This window comes from Hymenobacter sp. ISL-91, assembly GCF_018613725.1.
In the GTDB taxonomy this organism is placed as follows: Bacteria; Bacteroidota; Bacteroidia; order Cytophagales; family Hymenobacteraceae; genus Hymenobacter.
Genome location: NZ_JAGGPS010000009.1, coordinates 74,356 through 96,805, shown reverse-complemented (window position 1 = coordinate 96,805; position 22,450 = coordinate 74,356). Strand labels below are relative to the sequence as shown.

General features: G+C 59.3%; 17 protein-coding genes. 6 read left to right on the top strand and 11 right to left on the bottom strand.

The window, feature by feature from the left end; all coding sequences use genetic code 11:
* Positions 1-5: 5 nt before the first annotated feature.
* Positions 6-599, top strand: coding sequence for a hypothetical protein (locus J7E24_RS05010; protein WP_215135769.1), 594 nt, complete (start codon positions 6-8; stop codon positions 597-599).
* A 4-nt stretch (positions 600-603) separates the two neighbouring features.
* On the top strand, positions 604-1,083 hold the full coding sequence (gene folK, locus J7E24_RS05005) for a 2-amino-4-hydroxy-6-hydroxymethyldihydropteridine diphosphokinase (RefSeq protein WP_215135767.1): 480 nt from the start codon (positions 604-606) through the stop codon (positions 1,081-1,083).
* 107 nt (positions 1,084-1,190) lie between these two features.
* On the opposite strand, the gene fabD is transcribed toward folK, so the two are convergent.
* A complete protein-coding gene (fabD, locus tag J7E24_RS05000; RefSeq protein ID WP_215135765.1) occupies positions 1,191-2,081 on the bottom strand; it encodes an ACP S-malonyltransferase in 891 nt (296 codons plus the stop codon).
* 248 nt (positions 2,082-2,329) lie between these two features.
* Entirely contained in the window at positions 2,330-5,173 is a 2,844-nt protein-coding gene (locus J7E24_RS04995) for a gliding motility-associated C-terminal domain-containing protein (RefSeq protein WP_215135763.1), read from the bottom strand.
* Between the two features lie 236 nt (positions 5,174-5,409).
* Here J7E24_RS04995 and J7E24_RS04990 point away from each other — a divergent pair, with 236 nt between their 5' ends.
* The 4 genes from J7E24_RS04990 (at position 5,410) to J7E24_RS04975 (ending at position 9,682) form a co-directional block, all read left to right on the top strand.
* A complete protein-coding gene (locus J7E24_RS04990) occupies positions 5,410-6,180 on the top strand; it encodes a succinate dehydrogenase cytochrome b subunit (protein ID WP_215135761.1) in 771 nt (256 codons plus the stop codon).
* A gap of 26 nt (positions 6,181-6,206) precedes the next feature.
* A complete protein-coding gene (locus J7E24_RS04985; RefSeq protein WP_215135759.1) occupies positions 6,207-8,141 on the top strand; it encodes a fumarate reductase/succinate dehydrogenase flavoprotein subunit in 1,935 nt (644 codons plus the stop codon).
* Between the two features lie 138 nt (positions 8,142-8,279).
* Positions 8,280-9,035: a succinate dehydrogenase/fumarate reductase iron-sulfur subunit gene (locus tag J7E24_RS04980; RefSeq protein ID WP_215135757.1), complete on the top strand. Its 756-nt coding sequence runs from the start codon at positions 8,280-8,282 to the stop codon at positions 9,033-9,035.
* A gap of 119 nt (positions 9,036-9,154) precedes the next feature.
* Complete coding sequence (locus J7E24_RS04975) at positions 9,155-9,682, top strand: NADPH-dependent FMN reductase (RefSeq protein ID WP_215135755.1); 528 nt, start codon at positions 9,155-9,157, stop codon at positions 9,680-9,682.
* A gap of 380 nt (positions 9,683-10,062) precedes the next feature.
* On the opposite strand, the gene ftsZ is transcribed toward J7E24_RS04975, so the two are convergent.
* The 9 genes from ftsZ to J7E24_RS04930 all read right to left on the bottom strand — a co-directional run bounded on the left by ftsZ (position 10,063) and on the right by J7E24_RS04930 (position 22,420).
* A complete protein-coding gene (gene ftsZ / locus J7E24_RS04970) occupies positions 10,063-11,562 on the bottom strand; it encodes a cell division protein FtsZ (RefSeq protein WP_215135753.1) in 1,500 nt (499 codons plus the stop codon).
* A 105-nt stretch (positions 11,563-11,667) separates the two neighbouring features.
* Positions 11,668-13,047: a cell division protein FtsA gene (gene ftsA / locus J7E24_RS04965; protein ID WP_215135751.1), complete on the bottom strand. Its 1,380-nt coding sequence runs from the start codon at positions 13,045-13,047 to the stop codon at positions 11,668-11,670.
* Between the two features lie 84 nt (positions 13,048-13,131).
* The gene (locus J7E24_RS04960) at positions 13,132-13,890 is read right to left on the bottom strand and encodes a cell division protein FtsQ/DivIB (RefSeq protein WP_215135749.1); all 759 of its coding nucleotides are present in this window, start codon (positions 13,888-13,890) and stop codon (positions 13,132-13,134) included.
* Positions 13,891-13,988: 98 nt separating this feature from the next.
* Positions 13,989-15,473: a UDP-N-acetylmuramate--L-alanine ligase gene (murC, locus tag J7E24_RS04955; RefSeq protein WP_215135747.1), complete on the bottom strand. Its 1,485-nt coding sequence runs from the start codon at positions 15,471-15,473 to the stop codon at positions 13,989-13,991.
* 129 nt (positions 15,474-15,602) lie between these two features.
* On the bottom strand, positions 15,603-16,694 hold the full coding sequence (gene murG, locus J7E24_RS04950) for an undecaprenyldiphospho-muramoylpentapeptide beta-N-acetylglucosaminyltransferase (protein WP_215135745.1): 1,092 nt from the start codon (positions 16,692-16,694) through the stop codon (positions 15,603-15,605).
* 109 nt (positions 16,695-16,803) lie between these two features.
* A complete protein-coding gene (locus J7E24_RS04945; protein ID WP_215135743.1) occupies positions 16,804-17,967 on the bottom strand; it encodes an FtsW/RodA/SpoVE family cell cycle protein in 1,164 nt (387 codons plus the stop codon).
* Between the two features lie 39 nt (positions 17,968-18,006).
* Positions 18,007-19,362, bottom strand: a complete 1,356-nt coding sequence (gene murD / locus J7E24_RS04940; RefSeq protein WP_215135741.1) for a UDP-N-acetylmuramoyl-L-alanine--D-glutamate ligase — start codon at positions 19,360-19,362, stop codon at positions 18,007-18,009.
* Positions 19,363-19,459: 97 nt separating this feature from the next.
* Positions 19,460-20,680, bottom strand: a complete 1,221-nt coding sequence (gene mraY, locus J7E24_RS04935) for a phospho-N-acetylmuramoyl-pentapeptide-transferase (protein ID WP_215135739.1) — start codon at positions 20,678-20,680, stop codon at positions 19,460-19,462.
* A gap of 273 nt (positions 20,681-20,953) precedes the next feature.
* On the bottom strand, positions 20,954-22,420 hold the full coding sequence (locus tag J7E24_RS04930) for a UDP-N-acetylmuramoyl-L-alanyl-D-glutamate--2,6-diaminopimelate ligase (protein ID WP_215135737.1): 1,467 nt from the start codon (positions 22,418-22,420) through the stop codon (positions 20,954-20,956).
* Between the last annotated feature and the right edge of the window lie 30 nt (positions 22,421-22,450).

Here is a 22,450-nt window from a genome sequence, read left to right as displayed (position 1 = left end):
GCGGCATGAGAAAGCTTCTGACCGGCCTGCTCATGTTGGCCGTTAACTTTTACTTTGGCGCGGCTGTCGGGGGCGTGGCAGCAACGCTTTATACCTTCTGGCAGGGCCCTGTTTCGGCCGAAGTCGGGGTGGGTATCGTGGCGGCTGTGTTGCTTGCGTGTATTATCTATCAGGTTTTTCGGGCCCGCTTTAGCTGGCAGAGTCCCGGCGAAATGGCCGTAGGCAACACCAGCAAAACTGACCTTCTGGTTCAGTCCAAACTCTTTTCCATCTCCCGCATTCCCCTGTTTCTGCTGCTGCTCCTGACACTGGCGCTGCCCGGCAACTTCCTGGACGGCGTGGGCGACGGACAGATATACAACCTCCCGCAAATCTTCACCATCGCCCTGCTGTACCTGGGCTTCTACCGCGGGCTCGACTTTTTTGAGCGGCCGGGCTTTGCGGCCACGGCTATGTTTATAGGCGGGCTGTTGCTTTCGGCAACGGTGGCACGCACCTCGGAAGGTGCAGTTTCCATCCTGTTCCTGCTTCTGGCAGGCCTCTGGCTGGTGGCGTGGCTGGTGTACCGGCACTTTTATGTTTCCCCGCCTTCTACCTGAGCTTATGCCGACTGCTTACCTGCTGCTGGGCTCCAACCTTGGCAACCGCGCCGCCACGCTGCAGGCCGCCGTGGCCGAGCTGGGCCGCATGGCCGGCTCGGTAACGGCGGCCTCGGGCCTCTACGAAACAGCCGCCTGGGGCCTGACCGAACAGCCGGCCTTCCTGAACCAGGCCCTGGAAGTGCAAACCAGCCTCTCCCCTGCCCAGCTGCTGGCCGCCTGCCTGGCCGCCGAGCAGCGCGCGGGCCGGCAGCGGCTAGTGCGGTGGGGCTCCCGCACGCTTGATGTAGATATATTACTCTACGACGACCTAGTGCTCGATACGCCTGCGCTACAGCTGCCCCACCCGCGCCTGCCGGAGCGCCGCTTTGCCCTGTTGCCCCTGGCCGAAATTGCAGCTACTATAGTGCATCCGAGCCTCGGTTGCACGGTAGCCGAGCTGCTGGCCGAGTGTTCCGATACGCTGGCTGTGACGCGGCTTTAATTTCCCGCAGAGGGGCGCAGAGGTAAACCGCGGAGGTCCGCAGAGTCGTTCAAGAACAACTCTGCGGACCTCCGCGGTTTACCTCTGCGCCCCTCTGCGGGAACCCGCTACGCCACGGTTGCCGACTGCGCCGAAACCTCGGGCGCAATTTTCTTCACCAAGCCTTGGAGCACTTTGCCGGGGCCGCACTCTACGAACTCGGTGGCACCGTCCTGCACCATGCGCTGCACGCTCTGGGTCCAGCGGACGGGGGCCGTGAGCTGGCGCACGAGGTTTTCGCGGATTTCGTCGGGGTCGGTGTGTGGGGCGGCGTCCACGTTCTGGTACACGGGGCAGATACCGGCTGCGAAGCTCGTTTTGGCAATGGCTTCGGCCAGCGCCGCCTCGGCCGACTGCATCAGCGGCGAGTGGAAGGCCCCGCCCACGGGCAGCGGCAGGGCGCGCTTGGCCCCGGCGGCCTTCAGCTGCTCGCAGGCCAGTTCGATGCCGCGCTGTGAGCCCGACACCACCAGCTGGCCGGGGCAGTTGTAGTTGGCAGCTACCACAATGTTGCCGCCTGCCGTTATTTCCTGGCAGATGCGGGCCGTCGTGTCGTCGTCGAGGGCCAGAATGGCGGCCATGGTGCCGGGCTGCTCCTGGCAGGCGGCCTGCATGGCGCGGGCCCGCTGGGCTACCAGCTGCAGGGCATCTTCAAAGCGCAGCACTTTGGCGGCTACCAGCGCCGAAAACTCGCCCAGCGAGTGGCCGGCCACCATATCGGGCCGGAAATCGGGCAGTACGGCAGCCAGCGCCACCGAGTGCAGGAAAATGGCCGGCTGCGTCACATCAGTGCGGCGCAGTTCCTCATCAGAACCCGCAAACATGGCGTCGGTAAGCGAAAAACCCAGGATTTCGTTGGCCTGGTCCATCAGGCGCTTGGCTTCGGCCTGCTGCTCGTACAGCTCGCGGCCCATGCCACTGAACTGGCTGCCCTGGCCGGGGAAGATAACTGCTTTCATGTGGTCAGAATAAGCCCCGCAACGGTTTCCGGCTGGAAGCGTCGCCGGGGCGGGCGGAAAAATTACGGCCGCAAGCTGCATAAAAATGCCGGCCCGCAAAAATCGACCGCGCTACTCGTTGCGGGCCGCACCGCGTCGGCACAAAAAAGCCAGGCTCCCTACTAAGGAAGCCCGGCTATCAATTCGAACGGCCATCAACTGGAAAAAGCGAACAGCCAGCAGCTAAGCGCCGACAGCTCAGAAGCCGGCTAGCGGTTGATCTGCACCCAGCCTTTGAAAGTGCGGGTAGTGCGGTTGGCATCTTTGAACGTTACTTCGGCCTGGTAGAAGTACATGCCATCCGACACCTTGCCGTTGGAGTTGCCTTCGCCCGTGCCGCCCCCGTTCCAGTTGATAAGGGGGTCTTGGTTGCCCTCGTACACTTTGGTGCCCCAGCGGTTGTAGATCTTGACCGAGGTGCGCTCGATTGGGCTGAACACCTTGGGCCGGAACGTGTCGTTTTTCGAGTCGCCGTTGGGTGTGAAGATGTTAGGCAACAGGAACAGCAGGCAGTTGTCCTTGCATTCCTTGTTGCTCAGTGCACTCACGGCCCCGTTTGCGTCGACGGCCTGAATGGCGTAGCAGCCCTGGGCCGAAGCCAAATCGGTGTGCTCATACGTCGTCTGGGTGCCGGGCACACGGGCCAGTTCGGTTAGCTCGTCGCCCGCTGTAGGCGCGAAGTAGATGATGTACTGCACGATGTCGCGGCTGCAATCTGCGGTGGGCAGGTTGCTTAGCGTCCAACTCAGCGAGTTGGTAAAGCGCATGCCCGTAGTAGGCGTGGTCGGCAAATCGAACAGGCGGCTGGCCAGACTGTCGCAGTTGGTGGGCTTGAGCGTGAGGACGGGTGTGCAGGGCACGGCCCGCAACGGCACGCACTGCTCCTGGCTGAAGTTGATGAGCGAGTCGGGCAGGGCAATGTCGTAAGTGCCGTTGGTCTTCACGTAGTAGCAGTACGTGCGGTTTTTCACCAGCGGCAGCACCCGGCCATCATCCACGAAAGAGCCCCCGGTAGCGGTGCTGGTAGCTTTGCCCACGGGCCGGAACGTACCGCCCGGCTCGCGCCGATACACGGTGCTGGGCCGCTTGCTGTTGTCCCAGGGCACATTGTACACCCAGCTAACCCCTATGGTACTGGCCAGCGGGTTGGGCGTAGCCGTCAGCCGCACGCTCGACGCCGGCTGGGTGCGCTCCACCGAGTCGGCCGCTAAGGCCGAGTTGCTGAAGAAATCGAGCCGGTACGTGTAGGCGTTGGCTTCCGTGTTGAGTCCGGTGTTGACAAAGGCGGTATCGAGCAGGTTGGTGGTGGTGTACACCTTGCGGAAATCGGCCGCGGCGGGGTTGAGGCCGGTAGCGCGGTAGAGGCGGTAGCCGCGGGGCTCGGCAAACTTGGACAGCGGAGCCGGCTGGTTCCAGCGCACGGTAATCTGGCCCGTCGCTACATCGGTGCGGTCTACGGTTACATTGGTGAGGCGGGGCGAGCGGCCCTCCACCTTCACGCAGGCCTCGTTGGAAGCCAGGCTTTCGCCCCCACCGGGCTGGGCAAACCGCACATAAATGCGGTACGAATAGGTTTTGCCCCGGGTCAGGCCGGCGCCACCATTGTCGTCGAGGAAGGTCCGGGAACCCACGCCCACACTACCAATTTGCACGTAGCCCGAGCCGGCGGGCAGCCCGGTTTCGCAGGTAGTGGGCGTGAAGGCAAAGCAGTTTTCGCGGCGGAAAATCAGAATCTGCGCCCCTGGGTTCTGGCAGCTGTAGCTGTCCCAGTCGAGGCGCATATTGTTGCCCTGCGGCGTGGCCTGCAGGTTCTGCGGGGCTGGCCCCACTACTGTGATGTTCCAGACGCGCTGGTCGATCAAAGGAGTTTTATTCGCGCCGGGCTCGTCGGTGGCCTTAAACAGCACCTGATAGGGCTGGCGGCGGATGAAGGAGCAATTTGGTGTCCATTGGAACAGGGCCCGGGCCACGGGCGGCCCTTTGGTGCTCTGTTGGAAAGAGGCCGGCATGGGCAACAGGCCGGTAAAGGCTTCCAGCAGCACTGGGTTGCCGTCGGGGTCGGTGGCGGTTATAATGCCGCCGGGCACCGGGGTATTGGCTACCACGCATACATCGGGCGGTACATTAATCTGGGGGCGCAGGTTATTAGGCGCCCGCACGATAATCTGCATGTCGCGAATGGTTTCGCTCAGCAGCGTGGGCTGCGTGGGCCGGCCGGGCGTGCGCCGGTACTCCTTCACTACAAAGGCCACGTTATACGTGCCCACCTGGGCCGGCGCATTCCACACTACCTGACCAGTAAAGGCGTCGATAGTAAAGATGGCCCTGTCGCCGGGCACCCCAACGGGCGGCCCGCTATAGGCCACCTGGCGGGCATCAACGCCGGGCAGGTTGTTGGGGAAAGTAAAGTTGGTGGTCGGTACGGGGTTGAGCCGGTTGCCGGTAGCAAGCGCAACACGCGGGTCGCCAGCACGCTGGCTGGGCTTCAGCTCGTACGCCAGCGAGTCGCCCTCGGCATCAAAAGCGGCGGGGTTGTGCAGAAATACCTGGCCTACGCTACCCTTATCAATAGCCGGGGCCAACAACTGAGGCGACGTATTTTGGATGAATGCGTTGATAAGAACGGTAGTCGAGATATAAAAGCTTTCATTAACCGAATTAGCCATATTGAGGACCCCAACTGGCCGGTTTACGCTGGCGTAGCCTACCGTATAAGCACCGGTAGAGTTATAGGTATGCTCGAACTTGTACACGTTTAGGTTGTACTCCGGTGCCACGCGGGTCTGCGACACAATCGGAATATCTTCCTGCGCAGTACCGTCGCCGAAAAAGATGATAACCGAACGCTCCTCCGCCTTATCGGGCCCCACACTCACATATAGCGAGAGGGTGAAAAATATGCGCCGGGGGTTATTGGGGTCTGTGCGCGCCTGAATGTCGCCGGCGGCCAGGTGAGTGGCCTGAGCCGCTGGGGCAGCTGTCAGGAAGGCCAAGAGCAGAAACAGCACTGCCAGCCAACGCTGCAACGGACGGATAGGTAGAGCGATACGCATAGAATCGGGTAACTAAGCGGGTAGAGAAACCGCAGGTAGTAAGGTCCGGAAAAACCCGGCGGAAACCTAACAAAAGTCGGGCGACGGAGGTTGTTAGACCGAAGCAAGATACTAACGGAGTTATCATTGGTTTGATTCCGGCTGGGCGCACACCCTTATTCAGATTGTTTCCTACTAGCCGGGCACCTAACTTTGACCGTTATAATCGACTTCCCCACCCTACTTAGTAGCTCTCTATGAGTTGGATTTCAAACACCCTCACCAGCAGCATCGGCCGTAAGATTGTTATGGCTACCACGGGCCTGTTCCTGTGCTCGTTTCTGGTGGTTCACCTGCTAATCAACCTGCAGCTGCTGCGCCACGATGGTGGGGCCAGCTTCAATTTCTGGGCCGAATTCATGGGCACCAACCCCATCATCCGGTTTATGGAAATTGTGCTCATGCTGGGCTTTGCCATTCATATCTACCAGGGTTTGGCCCTGGCCTGGAAAAACAAGAAAGCCCGCGGTGCCCAAGGCTACGTGGTCAACCATTCTGAGCAGAACTCGCAGTGGTCTTCGCGCAATATGGCCCTGCTGGGTACGCTGTTGCTCATTTTCCTCATCATCCACCTGATGAACTTCTGGGTACGCTCCCGCTTCGACGCCTTTGGCGGCTTGGCAATGGTAAAGGTGCCCAACCTCGACCATCCGGTAGGCGACCTGTACTCAGTTGCCGCCGCTTCCTTCAAAATTCCGTGGTACGTGGCCCTGTACGCCGTTGCCCAGATTGCTCTTGGTTATCACCTCTGGCACGGCTTCCGCAGCGGCTTCCAGACCCTCGGCCTCAAACACCCCAAGTATACGCCCGCCGTGTACTACACAGGCTACGTTTTCTCGGTAGTAATTTCGGTTCTGTTCGCTCTCGTACCGGTGGTTATGTTCTTCGATGATCAGTACCAGCCCCGTCAGGCTACAAACCAGAAGGTTGAGCAGTCATTAACCGAGGAGCCGGACGTCCTGCGCTAATTTCCCACTCTCTAACTCTACCCTTTATGGTACTTGATTCCAAACTTCCCGAAGGCCCGATAGCCGAGAAGTGGGAAAAGCATAAGTTCAACGTCAAGCTCGTTAACCCGTCCAACAAACGGAAGTACGACATCATTGTGGTAGGTACTGGTCTGGCCGGTGCGTCGGCCGCTGCCTCGCTGGCCGAACTCGGCTACAACGTAAAGGCGTTTACCTTCCACGATTCGCCTCGGCGGGCGCACTCGATTGCCGCTCAGGGCGGCATCAATGCCGCCAAAAACTACCAGAACGACGGTGACTCGGTGTACCGGCTGTTCTACGACACCGTGAAAGGTGGCGACTACCGTTCCCGCGAGGCCAACGTGTACCGCCTGGCCCAGGTATCGGTCAACATCATCGACCAGTGCGTGGCGCAGGGGGTACCCTTCGCCCGCGAGTACGGAGGTCTTTTGGCTAACCGCTCGTTCGGTGGGGCGCAGGTAAGCCGCACGTTCTACGCCCGCGGCCAGACTGGCCAGCAGTTGCTGCTAGGTGCCTACTCGGCTTTGTCGCGGCAGGTGGCCTATGGCAAAGTGAAGCTGTACACCCGCTCCGAAATGCTGGACCTAGTGACGGTAGACGGACAAGCTCGTGGTATTATCACCCGCAACCTGCTCACCGGCGAGATTGAGCAACACGCGGCCCACGCCGTGGTACTGGCCACCGGCGGCTATGGCAACGTGTTCTTCCTGAGCACCAACGCCATGTATTGCAACGCCACCGCCGCATGGCGGGCCCACAAAAAGGGTGCATACTTCGCCAACCCCTGCTTCACTCAGATTCACCCTACCTGCATCCCCGTATCGGGCGACTACCAGTCGAAGCTGACGCTCATGTCGGAGTCGTTGCGTAACGACGGCCGGGTGTGGGTGCCGGCAACCAAGGAAACGGCTGAGCGCCTGCGCAAGGGCGAAATTAGTGTCAATGATATTTCGGAGGCCGACCGTGACTACTTCCTGGAGCGCAAGTACCCGGCTTTCGGTAACCTGGTGCCCCGCGACGTGGCCTCGCGCAACGCTAAAATGATGTGCGACGAAGGTCGTGGCGTGGGTAGCACCGGCTTAGCCGTATACCTCGATTTTGCCGACGTTATCAAGCGTACTTCGGCCGAAGCAGTGAGCCAGAAGTACGGTAACCTGTTCGACATGTACGCCAAAATCACTGGCGAAAACCCTTACGAGCGGCCCATGCGCATCTACCCGGCGGTTCACTACACCATGGGTGGCCTCTGGGTTGATTACAACCTGCAGACTACGGTGAAGGGCCTTTACGCCACCGGCGAGTGTAACTTCTCCGACCACGGGGCCAACCGCCTCGGCGCCTCGGCCCTCATGCAGGGCCTGGCCGACGGCTACTTCGTGATTCCGTACACGATTGGCGACTACTTGGCTTCGACGCCGCCTAAGCCGGTAACAACCGAGGACCCCGCTTTTGCCGAGGCTACAGCCGCCGTACAGTCGCGGATGCAGCAGCTGATGAGCATCAACGGTACCCGCACGCCCGACGACTTCCACAAGAAGCTCGGCCACCTGATGTGGGAGTACTGCGGCATGTCGCGCAACGCCGAAGGCCTGCGGTATGCCAAGCAGGAAATTGCCAAGCTGCGCCAGGAATTCTGGAGCGACCTGAAGCTGGCTGGTACCGAAAATGAAATGAACCAGGCCCTGGAAAAGGCCGGCCGTGTGGCCGACTTCCTGGAGTTGGGTGAGTTGATGGTGGATGATGCCTTGGACCGCAACGAAAGCTGCGGTGGTCACTTCCGCGAGGAATACCAGACCCCTGAAGGTGAAGCATTGCGTAATGACGATGATTACGCGTATGTTGCCGCCTGGGAGTATATGGGCGACAACCAGCCCGAAAAGCTGAACAAGGAGGAGTTGACATTCGAAAACGTGAAGCTCACCCAGCGCAGCTACAAGTAAATTTTTCAGCTGTTAGCCTTTGGCTGTTAGCTGTTAGCTCCGTGCCAACAGTCCTTTCAGCCCAATAAGCTAACAGCTATCAGCTAACTGCTAATAGCCAACAAACCAATGGCCGGAAGTAACCCCAACGCCAAACCAATGAACCTCACCCTGAAGGTGTGGCGGCAGAAAAATCGTGTCAGCGAGGGTGGCATCGTCGATTACAAGGTAAAGGACATCTCGCCCGACATGTCGTTTCTCGAAATGCTCGACGTGCTCAACGAAGACCTGCTCCGCCAGGGCCAGGAGCCGGTGGCTTTCGACCACGATTGCCGTGAGGGCATCTGTGGCTCGTGCAACCTGTTCATCAATGGCCGGGCACACGGTCCCGAGCAGGGCACCACTACCTGCCAGCTGCACATGCGCAAGTTCTCCGATGGCGACACTATCACTATCGAGCCTTGGCGCGCTGCCGCATTCCCCATCAATAAAGACCTGAGCGTTGACCGCTCAGCCTTCGACCGTATCATTCAGGCCGGTGGCTACGTGAGCATCAATACCGGCGGTACCCCCGATGCCAACGAGATTCCGATTCCGAAGAATATTGCCGACCGTGCTTTCGAGGCAGCTACCTGCATCGGGTGCGGTGCCTGCGTGGCGGCCTGCAAAAACGCTTCGGCCATGCTGTTTGTGTCGGCTAAGGTAAGCCAGCTGGCTCTGCTCCCCCAAGGACACATCGAGCGCAAAACCCGCGTTGAAAACATGGTGGCCCAGATGGATAAGGAAGGTTTTGGTGCCTGCACCAACATCGGCTCCTGCGCCGCCGAATGCCCGGTGGGTATTTCGCTGGAGAATATTGCCACGCTTAACCAGGAATTCCTGTCAGCTAAAGCCACTTCCAATAACCTGGCATAAGGTTCGACGGTTATTTTGTCAGGACTCCCTGAAAAGGCGAAGCGGGCTCCCGTTTCGCCTTTTTTTCTACCTGCCCTCGGCAGGTAGATTTGCCTTTCGCCTTCTTTCTATCTACCCGAATGCTCACAATTGTTGTTGGCACCAACCGCCCCGATTCCCGCGCCCGCCGCTTAGCCGATCTGTACGCCCGCCTGCTGACCGATCAAGGAGTTGAGGCCTCTATCCTAGACTTGCTGGAGCTGCCCGCCGATTTCACGTTTTCGGCCCTTTATGCCAACGTCGGCAGCCACGATGGTTTCAACCGTTTGGCTGAGCAGGCCAGTGCCGCCGACAAGTTAGTATTTATCGTTCCTGAGTATAATTGCTCGTTTCCAGGTGTATTAAAGGCTTTTATCGATGGTCTGCCTTACCCCTCGGCGCTAAGCAACAAAAAGGCAGCGTTGGTGGGGCTAAGTAGCGGCGGGCAGGGCGGCTTGCTGGCTCTTAACCACCTCACCGATATACTTATGTACCTGGGCACGGCCGTTCTTCCCCAGCGCGTACGCCTCCCTTTCATCGACAAACATCTGACCGATGACGGTGAACTGACGGAACCCTTTTATCAGGTATTACTGCGCGAACAGATAACGCACCTACTCAGATTTTAGGCATTTCTGCCGTAAGATGTAAGCGGGCAAAGGCGGGAAACAATACGGCAGAAACGGTTTCGTTGGCTGAGCAGTAAATAACCGAACATCTGTTGCCTGCGTAAGGGCTGCTTCGTTCAACAGTTTTTCTGCCAATGAAACATACCCTATTGCTTGCTGGTGTAGCTATAGCTCTGCTGAGTTCCTGTACGCTTACACCCCGACGGGGCAAAAGCACCCAGCTTGCCCCCGAACGCGAAATGATGCACCCGGGTAAATTTCCAGGCGACTCAACCTATTTCATGCACTCTGATTCGCTACGATAAAGACCAGCCATAACGCAACAGGCCGCCCCGAGTTTTCGGGGCGGCCTGTTGCGTTATGGCTGATAGAAATTCTGATTAATCCACGTTATCGTGCAGGAAGCGGTTGTCGCCCAGCAGCTCGTTATCGTCGGAGAGGTTGAAGCGGCTCACGTTCTGCTCCGAAGAAGGCACCACGTTTTCCAGCTTCACCTGACGACGCAGGTAGGCCGGGGTTTCCAGCTGATCTTTCAGCGCGTCGTTGGTCAGACCGTTACTCAGGGCCTGCAGGCGCTGGCGGCGTTCTTCGGCCCGGGCCTCCAGGGAGGGCCGGGTTACGCTTTTCTGCATGGTACCCACAGGCGGCTGCGGCGGATACTGATACTGCAGCTGTGGCTCGGGAGCGGGCATAGAAGGGGCCGATACCGGCGCAGCGCTGTGTTGCGGGGGCGAAGTATCAAGGTCACGCACCACTACCGGCGGCTCGACGGGCGCTGGACTCCCGAAAGTGGGCACCACCGGAGCAGCGGCCGGTACCGGGGTTTCGGCAGCGGCTTCAGTGGTTTCGGCAGCAGAGGACGAGGGCATGGCGCGCGCATCGTCGCGGGGTACTACGGCCGTAATGTTGTGGGCGTCGCGGGCGAAGCCGGTGGCAATTACCGTTACGCGGATGCTCTGGCCCAGCGAAGGATCGATGCCGTGGCCGAAAATCACCTCAGCGTTCTGCCCAGCCTTTTCCTGGATATACTCTGTGATTTCGGTCAGCTCGTCCATCTCCAGCTCAGCCTGGTCGCCCGACATGATGCTCAGTAGGATGCGCTGGGCGCCGTGGATGTCGGTGTTATTGAGCAGTGGCGAAGCCAGGGCCTCCTCGGCGGCCCTGGCGGCGCGGTTTTCGCCCTCCGTTACGCTGCTGCCCATTACGGCTGCACCCGAGTCCTTCATCACTGTTTTCACGTCTTCAAAGTCCACGTTCACGTCCGAAGTCACCGTAATAATCTCGGCAATCGACTTGGCGGCCGTCGTCAGCACGGTATCGGCTTTGGCAAAGGCTGCGCTCAAGGGCAGGTTGCCGTACATCTCGCGGATCTTGTCGTTGAGAATTACCAGCACGGTGTCGCAGTCTTCGCTCAGCTCCTTGATACCCTGCTCGGCCTGCTGACGCTTTTTGCGGCCTTCAAACAGAAACGGCGCCGTTACGATGCCTACGGTGAGAATGCCCAGCTCCTTGGCCACTTTGGCAATTACGGGCGCCGCACCGGTGCCGGTTCCGCCACCCATACCCGCCGTAATGAACACCATGCGGGTGCCTTGGCTCAGTAGCTCCCGAATCTGCTCGCGGCTCTCGATAGCGGCCTGCTTGCCCCGCTCGGGGTTTGCCCCTGCCCCCAACCCCTCGGTCAGGTCGATGCCGATTTGCATGCGGTTGGGTACGGGCGACGATGCCAGGGCTTGCTTATCGGTATTGCAGATCACAAACTCCACGTCTTTTATGCCCTGGGCATACATGTGTTTGACCGCATTGGAGCCACCGCCGCCCACACCAATCACTTTGATGATGGAGGTCGATTGTGGCTGAATGTCGAAGGTATAATTCATGCGTAGGGTCAATTAGGAATTAAAAGTCAAAAATTAAAAATCAAGAATTGGCAGTCTGAACAGAGCCGCAATTCCTGATTTCTAACTCTTAATTTTCAATTGACATTAATATTGTTTGTCATCGAAATCATTAATCAACAGGTCTTTTGTACGATTAATGATTCGTTGGAAAAAATCACCAGCACCCGGCTTTTTAGCCGCCTTTTCGGCGGCTGGTGCGGCCGGAGTAGCTGGTGTATGTGCCGTTGCTACGGGGCGCGCCTCGGGCGTAGGCACGTAGTAGTTTTGCTCCTGCTCGGGCTCCTCATAGCCACGCTGGGCCAGGCGGTCGTCGAGCGAGCGGTATCCAGCCAGCACCAGGCCAACCGTGGTGGCATACATGGGCGACTTTACCGCTTCAATCTTGCTTTTGCCTAAATGCTCGTTGGGGTAGCCGATACGCGTGTCGAGACCGGTAACGTACTCGGCCAGCTGCACCAGATTCTGGAGCTGCGAGCCGCCGCCGGTCATTACAATGCCGGCTGCCAGCTTGTCCTGGAAGCCCAGGCGCTGGATTTCGGCGTACACCAGCTCCACGATTTCCTCCATCCGGGCCTCGATGATGTAGGCTAGGTTTTTCAGGCTGATTTCTTTGGGAGCCCGGTCGCGCAGACCCGGAATGCTCACGATTTCATACTCCGAGGCCTCCTCGGCAATAGCCTTGCCGAACTTCACCTTGAGCTGCTCGGCCTGGTTCTGCATTACCTGGCAGCCCTGCTTGATGTCGGTGGTGATAATATTGCCGCCGAAAGGCAGCACCGCCGCGTGGCGGATGATGCCGTCCTTGAAAATGGCCAGATCGGTCGTGCCACCGCCAATATCGACCAGCGCCACGCCGGCTTCCTTCTCCTCGTCGCTTAGCACCGACATGCTCGATGCCAGCGGCTCCAGAATCAGGTTATCAATTTCCAGACCGGCCTTCGTAACACACTTGTACACGTTGTTGATGGCGGTGCTCTGCGCCGTGATAATATGGAAGTTGCCCTCCAAGCGCACGCCCGACATGCCTACGGGGTCCAGAATGCCTTCCTCGTAGTCCACCTTGTAGTCCTGGGGCATTACGTGGATGATCTGGGAGCCGGGCGGCGTTACGAGGCGGTACATGTCGCTGGTGAGGCGCTCCACATCGGCTTGGGTTATTTCGGTTTCGGCCGAGGCGCGGGTGATGCTGCCGTTGTGCTGCAGGCTCTTGATGTGCTGGCCCGCAATGCCCACATTCACCACGCCAATGTTGATGCCCGACTGCTCCTCAGCCTGCTTGATGGCTTTCTTGATGGCGTCTACCGTTTTGTCGATATTCGACACAATTCCCCGCACCACGCCTTCGGACACGGCCTTGCCAAGGCCTAGAATTTCGAGCTTACCGAATTCATTTTTGCGGCCAACCAAAGCACATATTTTGGTGGTACCGATATCGAGGCCGACTACAATTTTATCGTGTTGCATGGGGAGGATGAGCGAGAGGTTGGCAGGTGCAGGCAGTAGAAGGGCGTTTAATCCGCTTTAAGGTAGCGTTTTAGCCGGATAATTTTATTCGCAGATGATTTGATCCTTGAATTCGACGTTGACGCGGTGGTACGTGTCCCAGCCAAGCACCGGCGGAATTTGACGGTAAAATACCATCAGTTTCGCGAATTTTTCCGAAATATTATCAGGAAAGCCAAATTCGACCCGTTGGTCACCTACCTGTTGGGTGAACGAAATCTTTCCATTAGGTGCCACGAATATCTCGGCGACCTGAGCGCGCCAGAACGGTTTTTCATCGATGTAACGCAGGAATTCGAGGTAGCGTATGCCGCTGCTGTCCTGAAAGAAGGAGGCAGCCAGTGGCACGCCGCCAGTTCGTGAGATGGGCACAACCCGGGCCGTGAACAGCGAAGAAAGCGGCAGCTTACGCCCGTCGGCATCGAGGTAGCTGTCTTGGCGCGAGTCGGCATGTACGAGGCGGGCAATGGGGCGGCTCTGACGCACATCGGCGTGCAGATTACCAGCCAAGTCGCGGTATACCTGGGCCTCCTTCACGAAGCTGTGGGCCTTGAGGCGCGCTTCGAGGGCCTTCAGGTCGATGTCGGAGGGTGCAGAGCCCTCCAACCGGTCGCGGCCCTGGCGGGTCAGCAGGCCGGTTACCTCGCGCTGGCCGATGAAAAAGTTGTTGAACTCGTTGCTCACCGACACAATAACGCCCCCCACCTTGCGGTTGGCCTGCCGCACAGCCGCAAACGCCCCCATCCCCAGCAGCAGCAGCAGGCACACAGTGGCAATCAGCAGGTTCTTGGCGTCGCGGTTCATTCGGGGGTTGATACTGAGGTCAGCGTAAAAATGAATGATATGATGAGTATTGCTGCAGAATCTGTTCCCGGTTGCCGGCAGGCGGCCGGTCGGGCAACTCAATCATTCAGCCAGCGAATATTCAAAATATTCTTTAATTGAGGCACTAATTGATCGATGTCGCCGGCACCTACGGTGGCTAATACGTCAAAATTCGGATTGGTTTCGGCATTTTGCAAAATTTCGTCCTTGGTTTGGAGAGATTTTACCGGCGCCGTGATTTGGGATAAAATCAACTCCGACGTGACGCCCGGCAGTGGCTGCTCGCGGGCCGGGTAGATGTCGAGCAGTACCACTTCGTCGGCAAGGCTCAGACTCTCAGCGAATCCGGCGGCAAAATCGCGGGTGCGGCTGTAGAGGTGGGGCTGGAAAACCACCCGCAGCCGCCGCCCCGGATACAGAGCCCGCAACGACTGCAAAAAGGCCTCGATTTCGCGCGGATGGTGGGCGTAATCGTCTACGTACACCTTGGGCTGCTCGGGGCTGCCGGCCGTCACAACGAACTCGAAACGGCGCTTCACGCCCCGATAAGCGGCTACAGCGGCCCGTAATTGCTCGTCGGAGAGGCCATAAAGGCGGGCCACGCAGGCAGCGGCCAGCATGTTTTCCACATTATGAAAGCCCGGTACAGCCAGCTCCATATTCTTAGCTGTTAGCGGAGAGCTGTTAGCTGTTAGCTCCGCCGATGCCAGCGCCGAAGCGTCACTAGGAGGGCCGTGCATGTCGAAGTGGAACAGGTGGCCCTCGGCGGTGATATTGGCGGCGTACAGCTCTGGGCCCTGCTCGGGGTTCAAGCTGTAGCGTAGCACCCGCACGTCGGCCGGGGCAGCGGCGGCCACGCTGGCATCGGCCGTGTGGTTGATGATGAGCGTACCACCGGGCTGAATCTGCCCAACAAACTGCCGGAACGACTCCAGCAGCGTTTCGGCGTCCCCGTAAATATCGAGGTGGTCGGCATCGGTGCTTGTCACGATGGCCACCGTCGGAAACAGCGTCAGAAAACTCCGGTCGTACTCGTCGGCCTCCACAACAACGGGGATTTGGCCGGCGGCTGTCTCATTGCTGGCTTCGGCCGCAGGAAGCAGCAGGTTCGAGCCCAGGTTCACGCTGATACCGCCCAGGAAAGCCGCGCAGGGCACGCCAGCGTGGTGCAACAGGTGAGCCACCATGCTGCTGGTGGTAGTTTTGCCGTGGGTACCGGCCACCGCAATAGTGGGCCGGCCTTCGGTGAGCACGCCCAGCACCTGGCTGCGCTTGCGGATGTCGTAGCCCTGCTCCCGCAGCCAGGCCCATTCGCGGTGGTCCTTTGGAATGGCGGGCGTGAGCACGACCAGCGTATCGGCGGGGTTCTCGCGCACGGCAGCCGGGATATTCTCTACCGCGTCGTCGTAGTGAATCGTGATGCCTTCAGCCGTCAGCGCGTCGGTCAGGGGCGTACGGGTTTTGTCGTAGCCGCTCACCACGTGCCCGTTGGCCCGGAACCAGCGCGCCAGTGCCGACATGCCGATGCCGCCGATACCCAGGAAGAAGACGTTGGTATTCATTTATCAGGAGGTGAAGAGCTTGGATGGTGGTCGTAGGGGTGGGGCTTGTCCCCGCCCGCCGTGCGCGCCGCTGCAATGGGAATTGTTCAACGACCATCATTCAACGGCGGGCGGGGACAAGCCCCACCCCTACACGTTCGGAATCAGTTTCAGCAGTTCGTCCACAATCGTGGCCGTGGCTTGGGGGCGGGCCAGCTGCCGGATACTGGCGCTTAGCTGCTGCTGGCGCTCCGAGTTTTGGAGCAGCGCCAGGGCTTCGTCGTAGAGCGTGGCAGCGGCCTCAGTGTCGCGGACGAGCAGGGCAGCGTTTTGGGTGCTCAGGGCCAGCGCGTTTTTGGTCTGGTGGTCTTCGGCCACGTTGGGAGAAGGCACCAGGATGCTGGGCTTGCCCGTCAGGCACAACTCCGACACCGACAGGGCCCCGGCCCGGCTCACTACCACATCGGCGGCGGCGTAGGCCAGATCCATGCAGCGGATGAACTCCAGGGCCTGTAAACCGGCAGCGGCAAACGGGGCCGCCTGCATTTGGGCTTCCGGAAAATAAAGCTTGCCGGTTTGCCAGAGCAGCTGCACGCCGGCTTCCTGCAGGCGGGGCAAGGCGGCGGCGGTGGCCTGGTTGAGCGTGCGTGCGCCCAGGCTACCGCCAATCACGAGCAGCACTGGCCGGCTGGCATCGAGCCCGAAGAAGGCCAGGGCCTCGGCACGCTGGCCGCTGGCAATTTCGGTGCGCACGGGGTTACCGGTTAGCGTCAGCCGGTCGTTGGGGAAGAACTTGTCCATGCCCTCGTAGGCCACGCAGATGCGTTGCACACGCTTGGCCAGCAGCTTATTTACGAGGCCGGCGTAGGAGTTCTGCTCCTGAATAAGGGCCGGAATGCCCCGCGAGGTGGCTGCCAGCAACACCGGAGCCGAGGCATAACCGCCCACGCCTACCACCGCATCAGGCCGGAATTTCTCGATGATTTTCCCGGCCTTGCGCACGGCGCGCATCACCTTAATTGGGAACAGCAGGTTTTGGGGCGTCAGGCTGCGCTGCAGGCCGGCAATGTCGAGGCCGATGATGTCGTAGCCGGCTTCGGGCACCCGGGTCATTTCCATGCGGCCGTTGGCCCCCACAAACAGGATTTCGGCGTTGGGAAAACGCCGCCGTACTTCGTTGGCAATGGCCACGGCCGGAAAAATGTGCCCCCCGGTGCCGCCGCCGCTGATGATGAGTTTCATGTTTATAGTTGTCAGTTGATAGTTGTCAGTTGTTAGGTTGGTGTCGGCTCTACAAACCCAGGCTGACAACTAACAACTGTCAACCAACAACTAAGCTAACGGCTCAAAACTAAGCCACTTTCGGGATGCGGGCCGTGTCGGCAGGCTGGTCGGTCATGGGGCGGATTTCCCGCTCGCCACGGCTTACGGCCAGAATGATACCAATGCTGATGCCGGTGAAGATGAGCGAGGTGCCACCCATGCTGAGCAACGGCAGCGGCAAGCCCGTAATCGGGCCCAAACCCACGGCCACGCCCATGTTCACCATAGCCTGCAGCACCAGGCTAAAGGTAAGCCCCGCCGAGAGCAGCCCCCCAAAGGCCCCGTAACTATTCATCACCGTTTTCAGCCCTCGATAGAGGAAAGCCAGATAAAGGAACAGCACTATTACGCCCCCAAACAGGCCGTATTCTTCGATGATGATGGCGTAGATAAAGTCGGAATATGGGTGAGGCATGATGTTGCGCTCGGTGCTTTTGCCGGGCCCCTTGCCAAACAAGCCGCCGGTAGCCTCGGCAATGTAGGCGTGCTCCAGCTGGAACGGGACCGGCTTGCTCTTGTCGGTGAAGCTCTCAATACGCGACTGCACCGTTTTCCAGCGCTGCCCGGCCACTAGGCCTACGCCGCCAATCACAATGCCAATTAAAACCATCACAGCCATCTGTTTGAGGGGCACCCGGCCAATAAACATCAGTAGCAGGCAGGTAGCGAACAGCAGCAAGGCAGTGGAGGCATTCGACAGAATGATAAGCCCACAAATGACACCTACCCAGAGCATTACCGGCAGCAGCGTAGTTTTAAAGTCGCCCACATTTTGCTGGCGACGGCTGAGCATGGAGGCCAGGTGCGTAATCAGGGCAAGTTTGGCCAGGTCGGAGGGCTGGAAAGTTTGGTTGATAACCGGGATGGTAAGCCAACGCGAGGCCTCATTAAGCGTCGAACCCATCACAAAGGTGAAGATGAGCAATGGTACCGAGGCCAGCAGCGCATAGAGCGAGAGGCGCGAGTAATGGCGGTAATCGATGCGGTGAGCCAGCCACATAAACAGCAGGCCCACGAAAATCAGGCTGGTGTGTTTGAAAAGGAAGTACTCGGTGTTGCCGCCGCGGCTCTTGTACGCCAGCGTACCCGTTGCCGAGTATACCACGGCAATGGAAATCAGCGAAAACAGCAGCACGATACCCCACAGAATAGGGTCGCCTTTGAGGTTTTTGCGAAGCCAGTTATTTACCATTGCAATTGTTCATTTGGGATTCCCGCAGAGGAGCGCCTGTTAGCGTAAATCAGCCACGGCTGCGGCGAACTGGCGGCCGCGGTCTTCGTAGTTCTGAAACAAATCGAACGACGCGCAGGCGGGTGAGAGCAGCACCACGTCGCCGGGGGTGGCGAGGGCGGCGGCCCGCTGCACGGCGGCTTCCATTTGCCGGGTTTCTTCGAGGTGCGGTACCACGCTGCCGAAACTGGCGCGGAGCTTTTCGTTGTCGAGGCCCAGGCAAATTAGGGCTTTTACGCGGCTTTTGGCCAGCGGCAGCAGGCTACTGTAGTCGTTGCCCTTGTCGGTGCCGCCCGCAATCCACACAATCGAGGCCTTAATACCGTCGAGGGCGTACCAAGCGGCCTCCACGTTGGTGGCCTTGCTGTCGTTGATGAAGGGCACGCCGTTGTGCTCGCCCACCAACTGCAGGCGGTGGTCGGCGTTGCGGAACGAAGCCAGGGCCGCTTCGATCTGCGCAACCTCTAGGCCCGCCAGTCGGGCGCACAGAATGGCAGCCAACGCGTTCTGGCGGTTATGCTGGCCGATAAGGACTGAAGTAGCCGTGCTGATTTCCTCTGCTTCCGCAGCGAGGCCGGGCTGCAGGTTTAGCTGCACTTCGCTTTCCCCGGTGTAGTAGCCCGCCAACTGGAAGTCGGGGCGCTGGTGCAGGCTGAAGGGCAGCTGGCGCATGGGCCGCAGCGCACCGGGGAAGTAGCGCTGGATGGTTTCGTCGTCGGCGTTGTAGATGAAGAAGTTGCTGCTATCCTGGTTTTGCGTGATGCGGAGCTTGGCCTGGGCGTACTTCTCGAGCGAGTAGTCGTAGCGGTCGAGGTGGTCGGGGGTGATGTTGAGCAGCACCGAAACCCAAGGCTGGAAGTCGTAGGTGTCGTCGAGCTGGAAAGAGCTTAGCTCCAGCACGTAGTAGTCGTGCTCGTCCTTGATAACCTGCTCGGCCAACGAGTAGCCCACGTTCCCGGCCAGCCCCACGCGCAGTCCGCACTCTTTCAGCAGGTGATAGGTGAGCAGCGTGGTAGTGGTTTTGCCGTTGGTGCCCGTGATGCCGATGCATTTGGCACGGGTATAGCGCCCAGCCAGCTCGATTTCGGAGATAATTGGTGTGCCTTTTTTCCGTAGCTCTTGGATTATAGGCGCTTTCTCCGGAATGCCGGGACTTTTCACCACTTCATCAGCCCTCAGAATTTCGGATTCCGTGTGCTGGTTTTCCTCGAACCGGATGCCGGCCGCTTGCAGCTTCTGATGGTAACGGGACTGAATCGGGCTTTTATCGGACACAAACACGGTGTAGCCCTTGGCCTGGGCCAGCAGCGCCGCCCCTACCCCACTCTCGCCGGCTCCCAAGATTACGTAGTGCATTCTTTCGTACTGAGTAGTTGGTATTGAGTAGTGAGAAAACCGGTTAGTTGGAATTGGCAAAGTCTCACTACTCAATACCAACTACCCAGTACTCTTTCTAGCGCAGTTTTAGCGTTACCAGCGTCAGCACGGCCAGCATGATGCCTACAATCCAGAAGCGCGACACGATTTTGGACTCGTGGTAGCCCAGCTTCTGGTAGTGGTGGTGCAGCGGCGACATGCGCAGCAGCCGCCGGCCTTCGCCGTACTTGCGCCGGGTGTATTTGAAGTAGCTCACCTGCACAATCACCGACAGGTTTTCAATCAGGAACACGCCGCACAGCACCGGAATCAGCAGCTCCTTGCGCACGATGAGGGCCAGTACGGCAATAATACCGCCAATGGCCAGCGAGCCGGTGTCGCCCATAAACACCTGGGCCGGATAGCTATTGTACCACAGAAAGCCCACGCAGGCCCCCACAAACGCGGCGCAGAAAATGACCAGCTCGCCCGAGTTCGGAATGAACATCACATCAAGGTAGTCGGCCAGCAGGGCGTTGCCGCTCACGAAGGCGAAAATGGCCAGCGTGGTACCGATAATGGCCGAAGTGCCCGCCGCCAGCCCATCGAGGCCGTCGGTGATGTTGGCCCCGTTGCTGACGGCCGTGATGATGATGATGACGATGGGGATGTAGAAGAAGGCGTAGTACTCGTTGAAAAAGTCGCCGGCCGTGGCAAACAGGTCGCCGTAGTTGAGCTCGTTGTTTTTGATGAAGGGCACGGTGGTAATCATCAGCTTCACGTCCTGATACACGCTGCTGGCATTCACGGCCGAAAACGAACCGTCGGCCAGCACATACTGACGTACTGTTACGTCGTTGCTGAAGAACAGCACCCAGCCCACCGTGAGGCCCAAACCTACCTGGCCCAGAATCTTGAAGCGGCCGGCCAGCCCGTCTTTGTTCTTCTTTACTACCTTGATATAGTCGTCGACGAAACCAATCAGGCCCAGCCAAACGGTGCTGAGCAGCATCAGGATGATGTAGATATTGTCGAGCTTGGCAAACAGCAGCACGGGCACCAAAATGGCCAGCAGAATAATCAGGCCGCCCATGGTGGGAGTGCCCTTCTTCTCGGCCTGCCCCTGCAAGCCCAGGTCGCGGATGGTTTCGCCAATCTGCTGGCGCTGCAAGAGCCGAATCAGCGGCGCGCCGAAATACTGCGCAATAATCAGCGACGATACGATGGCCAGCGCCGCCCGAAACGAGCTATACTGCATCACGCCGGTGCCCGGAATGTGGTGTACTTTATAGAGGTAATTAAACAGGTAGTACAGCATGAGCGCGGTGTTCGGCGGGCGGGTTGAAGCGCAAAGGTAGATTTTAGCGGGGAGGGATTAGCGGTTAGTAGTGAGTTTTTGAGTTGTGAATAGTGAAAAAAGGCCCGTCATGCTGAGCGAAGGCGCAGCCGCAGTCGAAGCATCTCTACCGCTTCGTTGCAGTAGTAATCCTACTGACAGGAATTAGCACTGCGGTAGAGATGCTTCGGCTGCGGCTGCGCCTTCGCTCAGCATGACACCGTTCTTTTATTATCAGTCCACAACTGCTAAACGCTACTTCCCCAGCAGCGCGAACATCTCCGTCAGCACCTGCTTGTCGTCGAAGTCGTTTTTGATGCCCTTTATTTCCTGGTAGGTTTCGTGGCCTTTGCCGGCTACCAATACAATGTCGCCGGGCTGGGCCAGGGCTACGGCGGTTTTTATGGCCTCGCGCCGGTCGGCAATGGTCAGGACTTTGCCCAGGGCGGCAGCGGGCACGCCGGTCTGCATCTGGGCTAAAATATCGTTGGGGTCCTCGAAGCGGGGATTGTCCGAAGTCAGCACGGCGCGCTCGGACAGGACAGCGGCCAAGCGGGCCATTTCGGGGCGCTTGGCCCCGTCGCGGTTACCACCGCAGCCCACTACCGTAATAATCTGCTGGCTGGGCTGGCGGATGTCGGCCAACGTCTGGAGCACGTTTTCCAGCGCGTCGGGCGTGTGGGCGTAGTCCACGATACCCGTAATGCGCGCCTTTTCCGACACTACCGGCTCGAAGCGGCCGGGCGCCGAGGTCAGGCCCGACAGTACCGTGAGCACCTCCGTAGCGTCTTCGCCCAGCAGCACGGCCGTTCCGTAGATAGCCAGCAGGTTGTAGGCATTGAACACGCCAATCAAGCGAAACTGCACCTCACGGCCCTCGATTTCGAGGTGCAGGCCATGCACGGCATTTTCGAGCAGCCGGGCCCGGAATTCGCCGTGGCCGCGTAGCGAGTAGGTTTCGCGGCGGCCGGCTACGTTCTGCAGCATCACGGCCCCACGTTTGTCGTCGGCGTTGCTGAGCGCAAAGCCCGACTTCGGCAGCATGTCAAAAAAGCCCTTCTTGGCCTTCAGATAGGCATCGAAGGTGCCGTGGTAGTCGAGGTGGTCGTGGCTGAGGTTGGTGAACACGCCGCCCGCGAAGTGCAGGCCAGTTACGCGGTGCTGCACCACAGCGTGCGAGCTGACCTCGATGAATACGTGGGTGCAGCCGGCTTGCCGCATTTGGGCCAGCAGCTCGTTGAGGCGGATGGCGTCGGGCGTGGTGTGGGTGCTGGGGATTACCTGCTCGTCAATCTGGTTCTGCACCGTGCTCAGCAGCCCGCAGTGGTAGCCTAACTCCCGAAATAGCTTGTGCAGCATGGTGGCGCAGGTGGTTTTGCCATTCGTGCCCGTAATGCCCACCAGCTGCAGCTGCTGGGATGGATGCCCGTAGAATTCGGCCGCCATCAGGGCCATTGCTTCCGCCGAATCGGCCACCTGTACATAACCCGTGGCCGGGTTCAGTTCAGTTGGCAGCTCCTCGCACACCACTACGGATGCACCCTGCTCTACGGCCCGGGCAATGAACTGGTGGCCATCGGTAGCTGTGCCGCGCAACGCCAAAAACACGGTCCCGGGCCCCGCCTGCCGCGAATCGAGGGTAAGGGCGGTTATATTAAGGTCTGTGGGGCCGTGCTGGGCCAGCACGGTGGTAGCGGCGAGGAGTTGCTGTAGATTTTTCAAGAGCGGTTTTAAGCAGGATTTCGGCCAGTG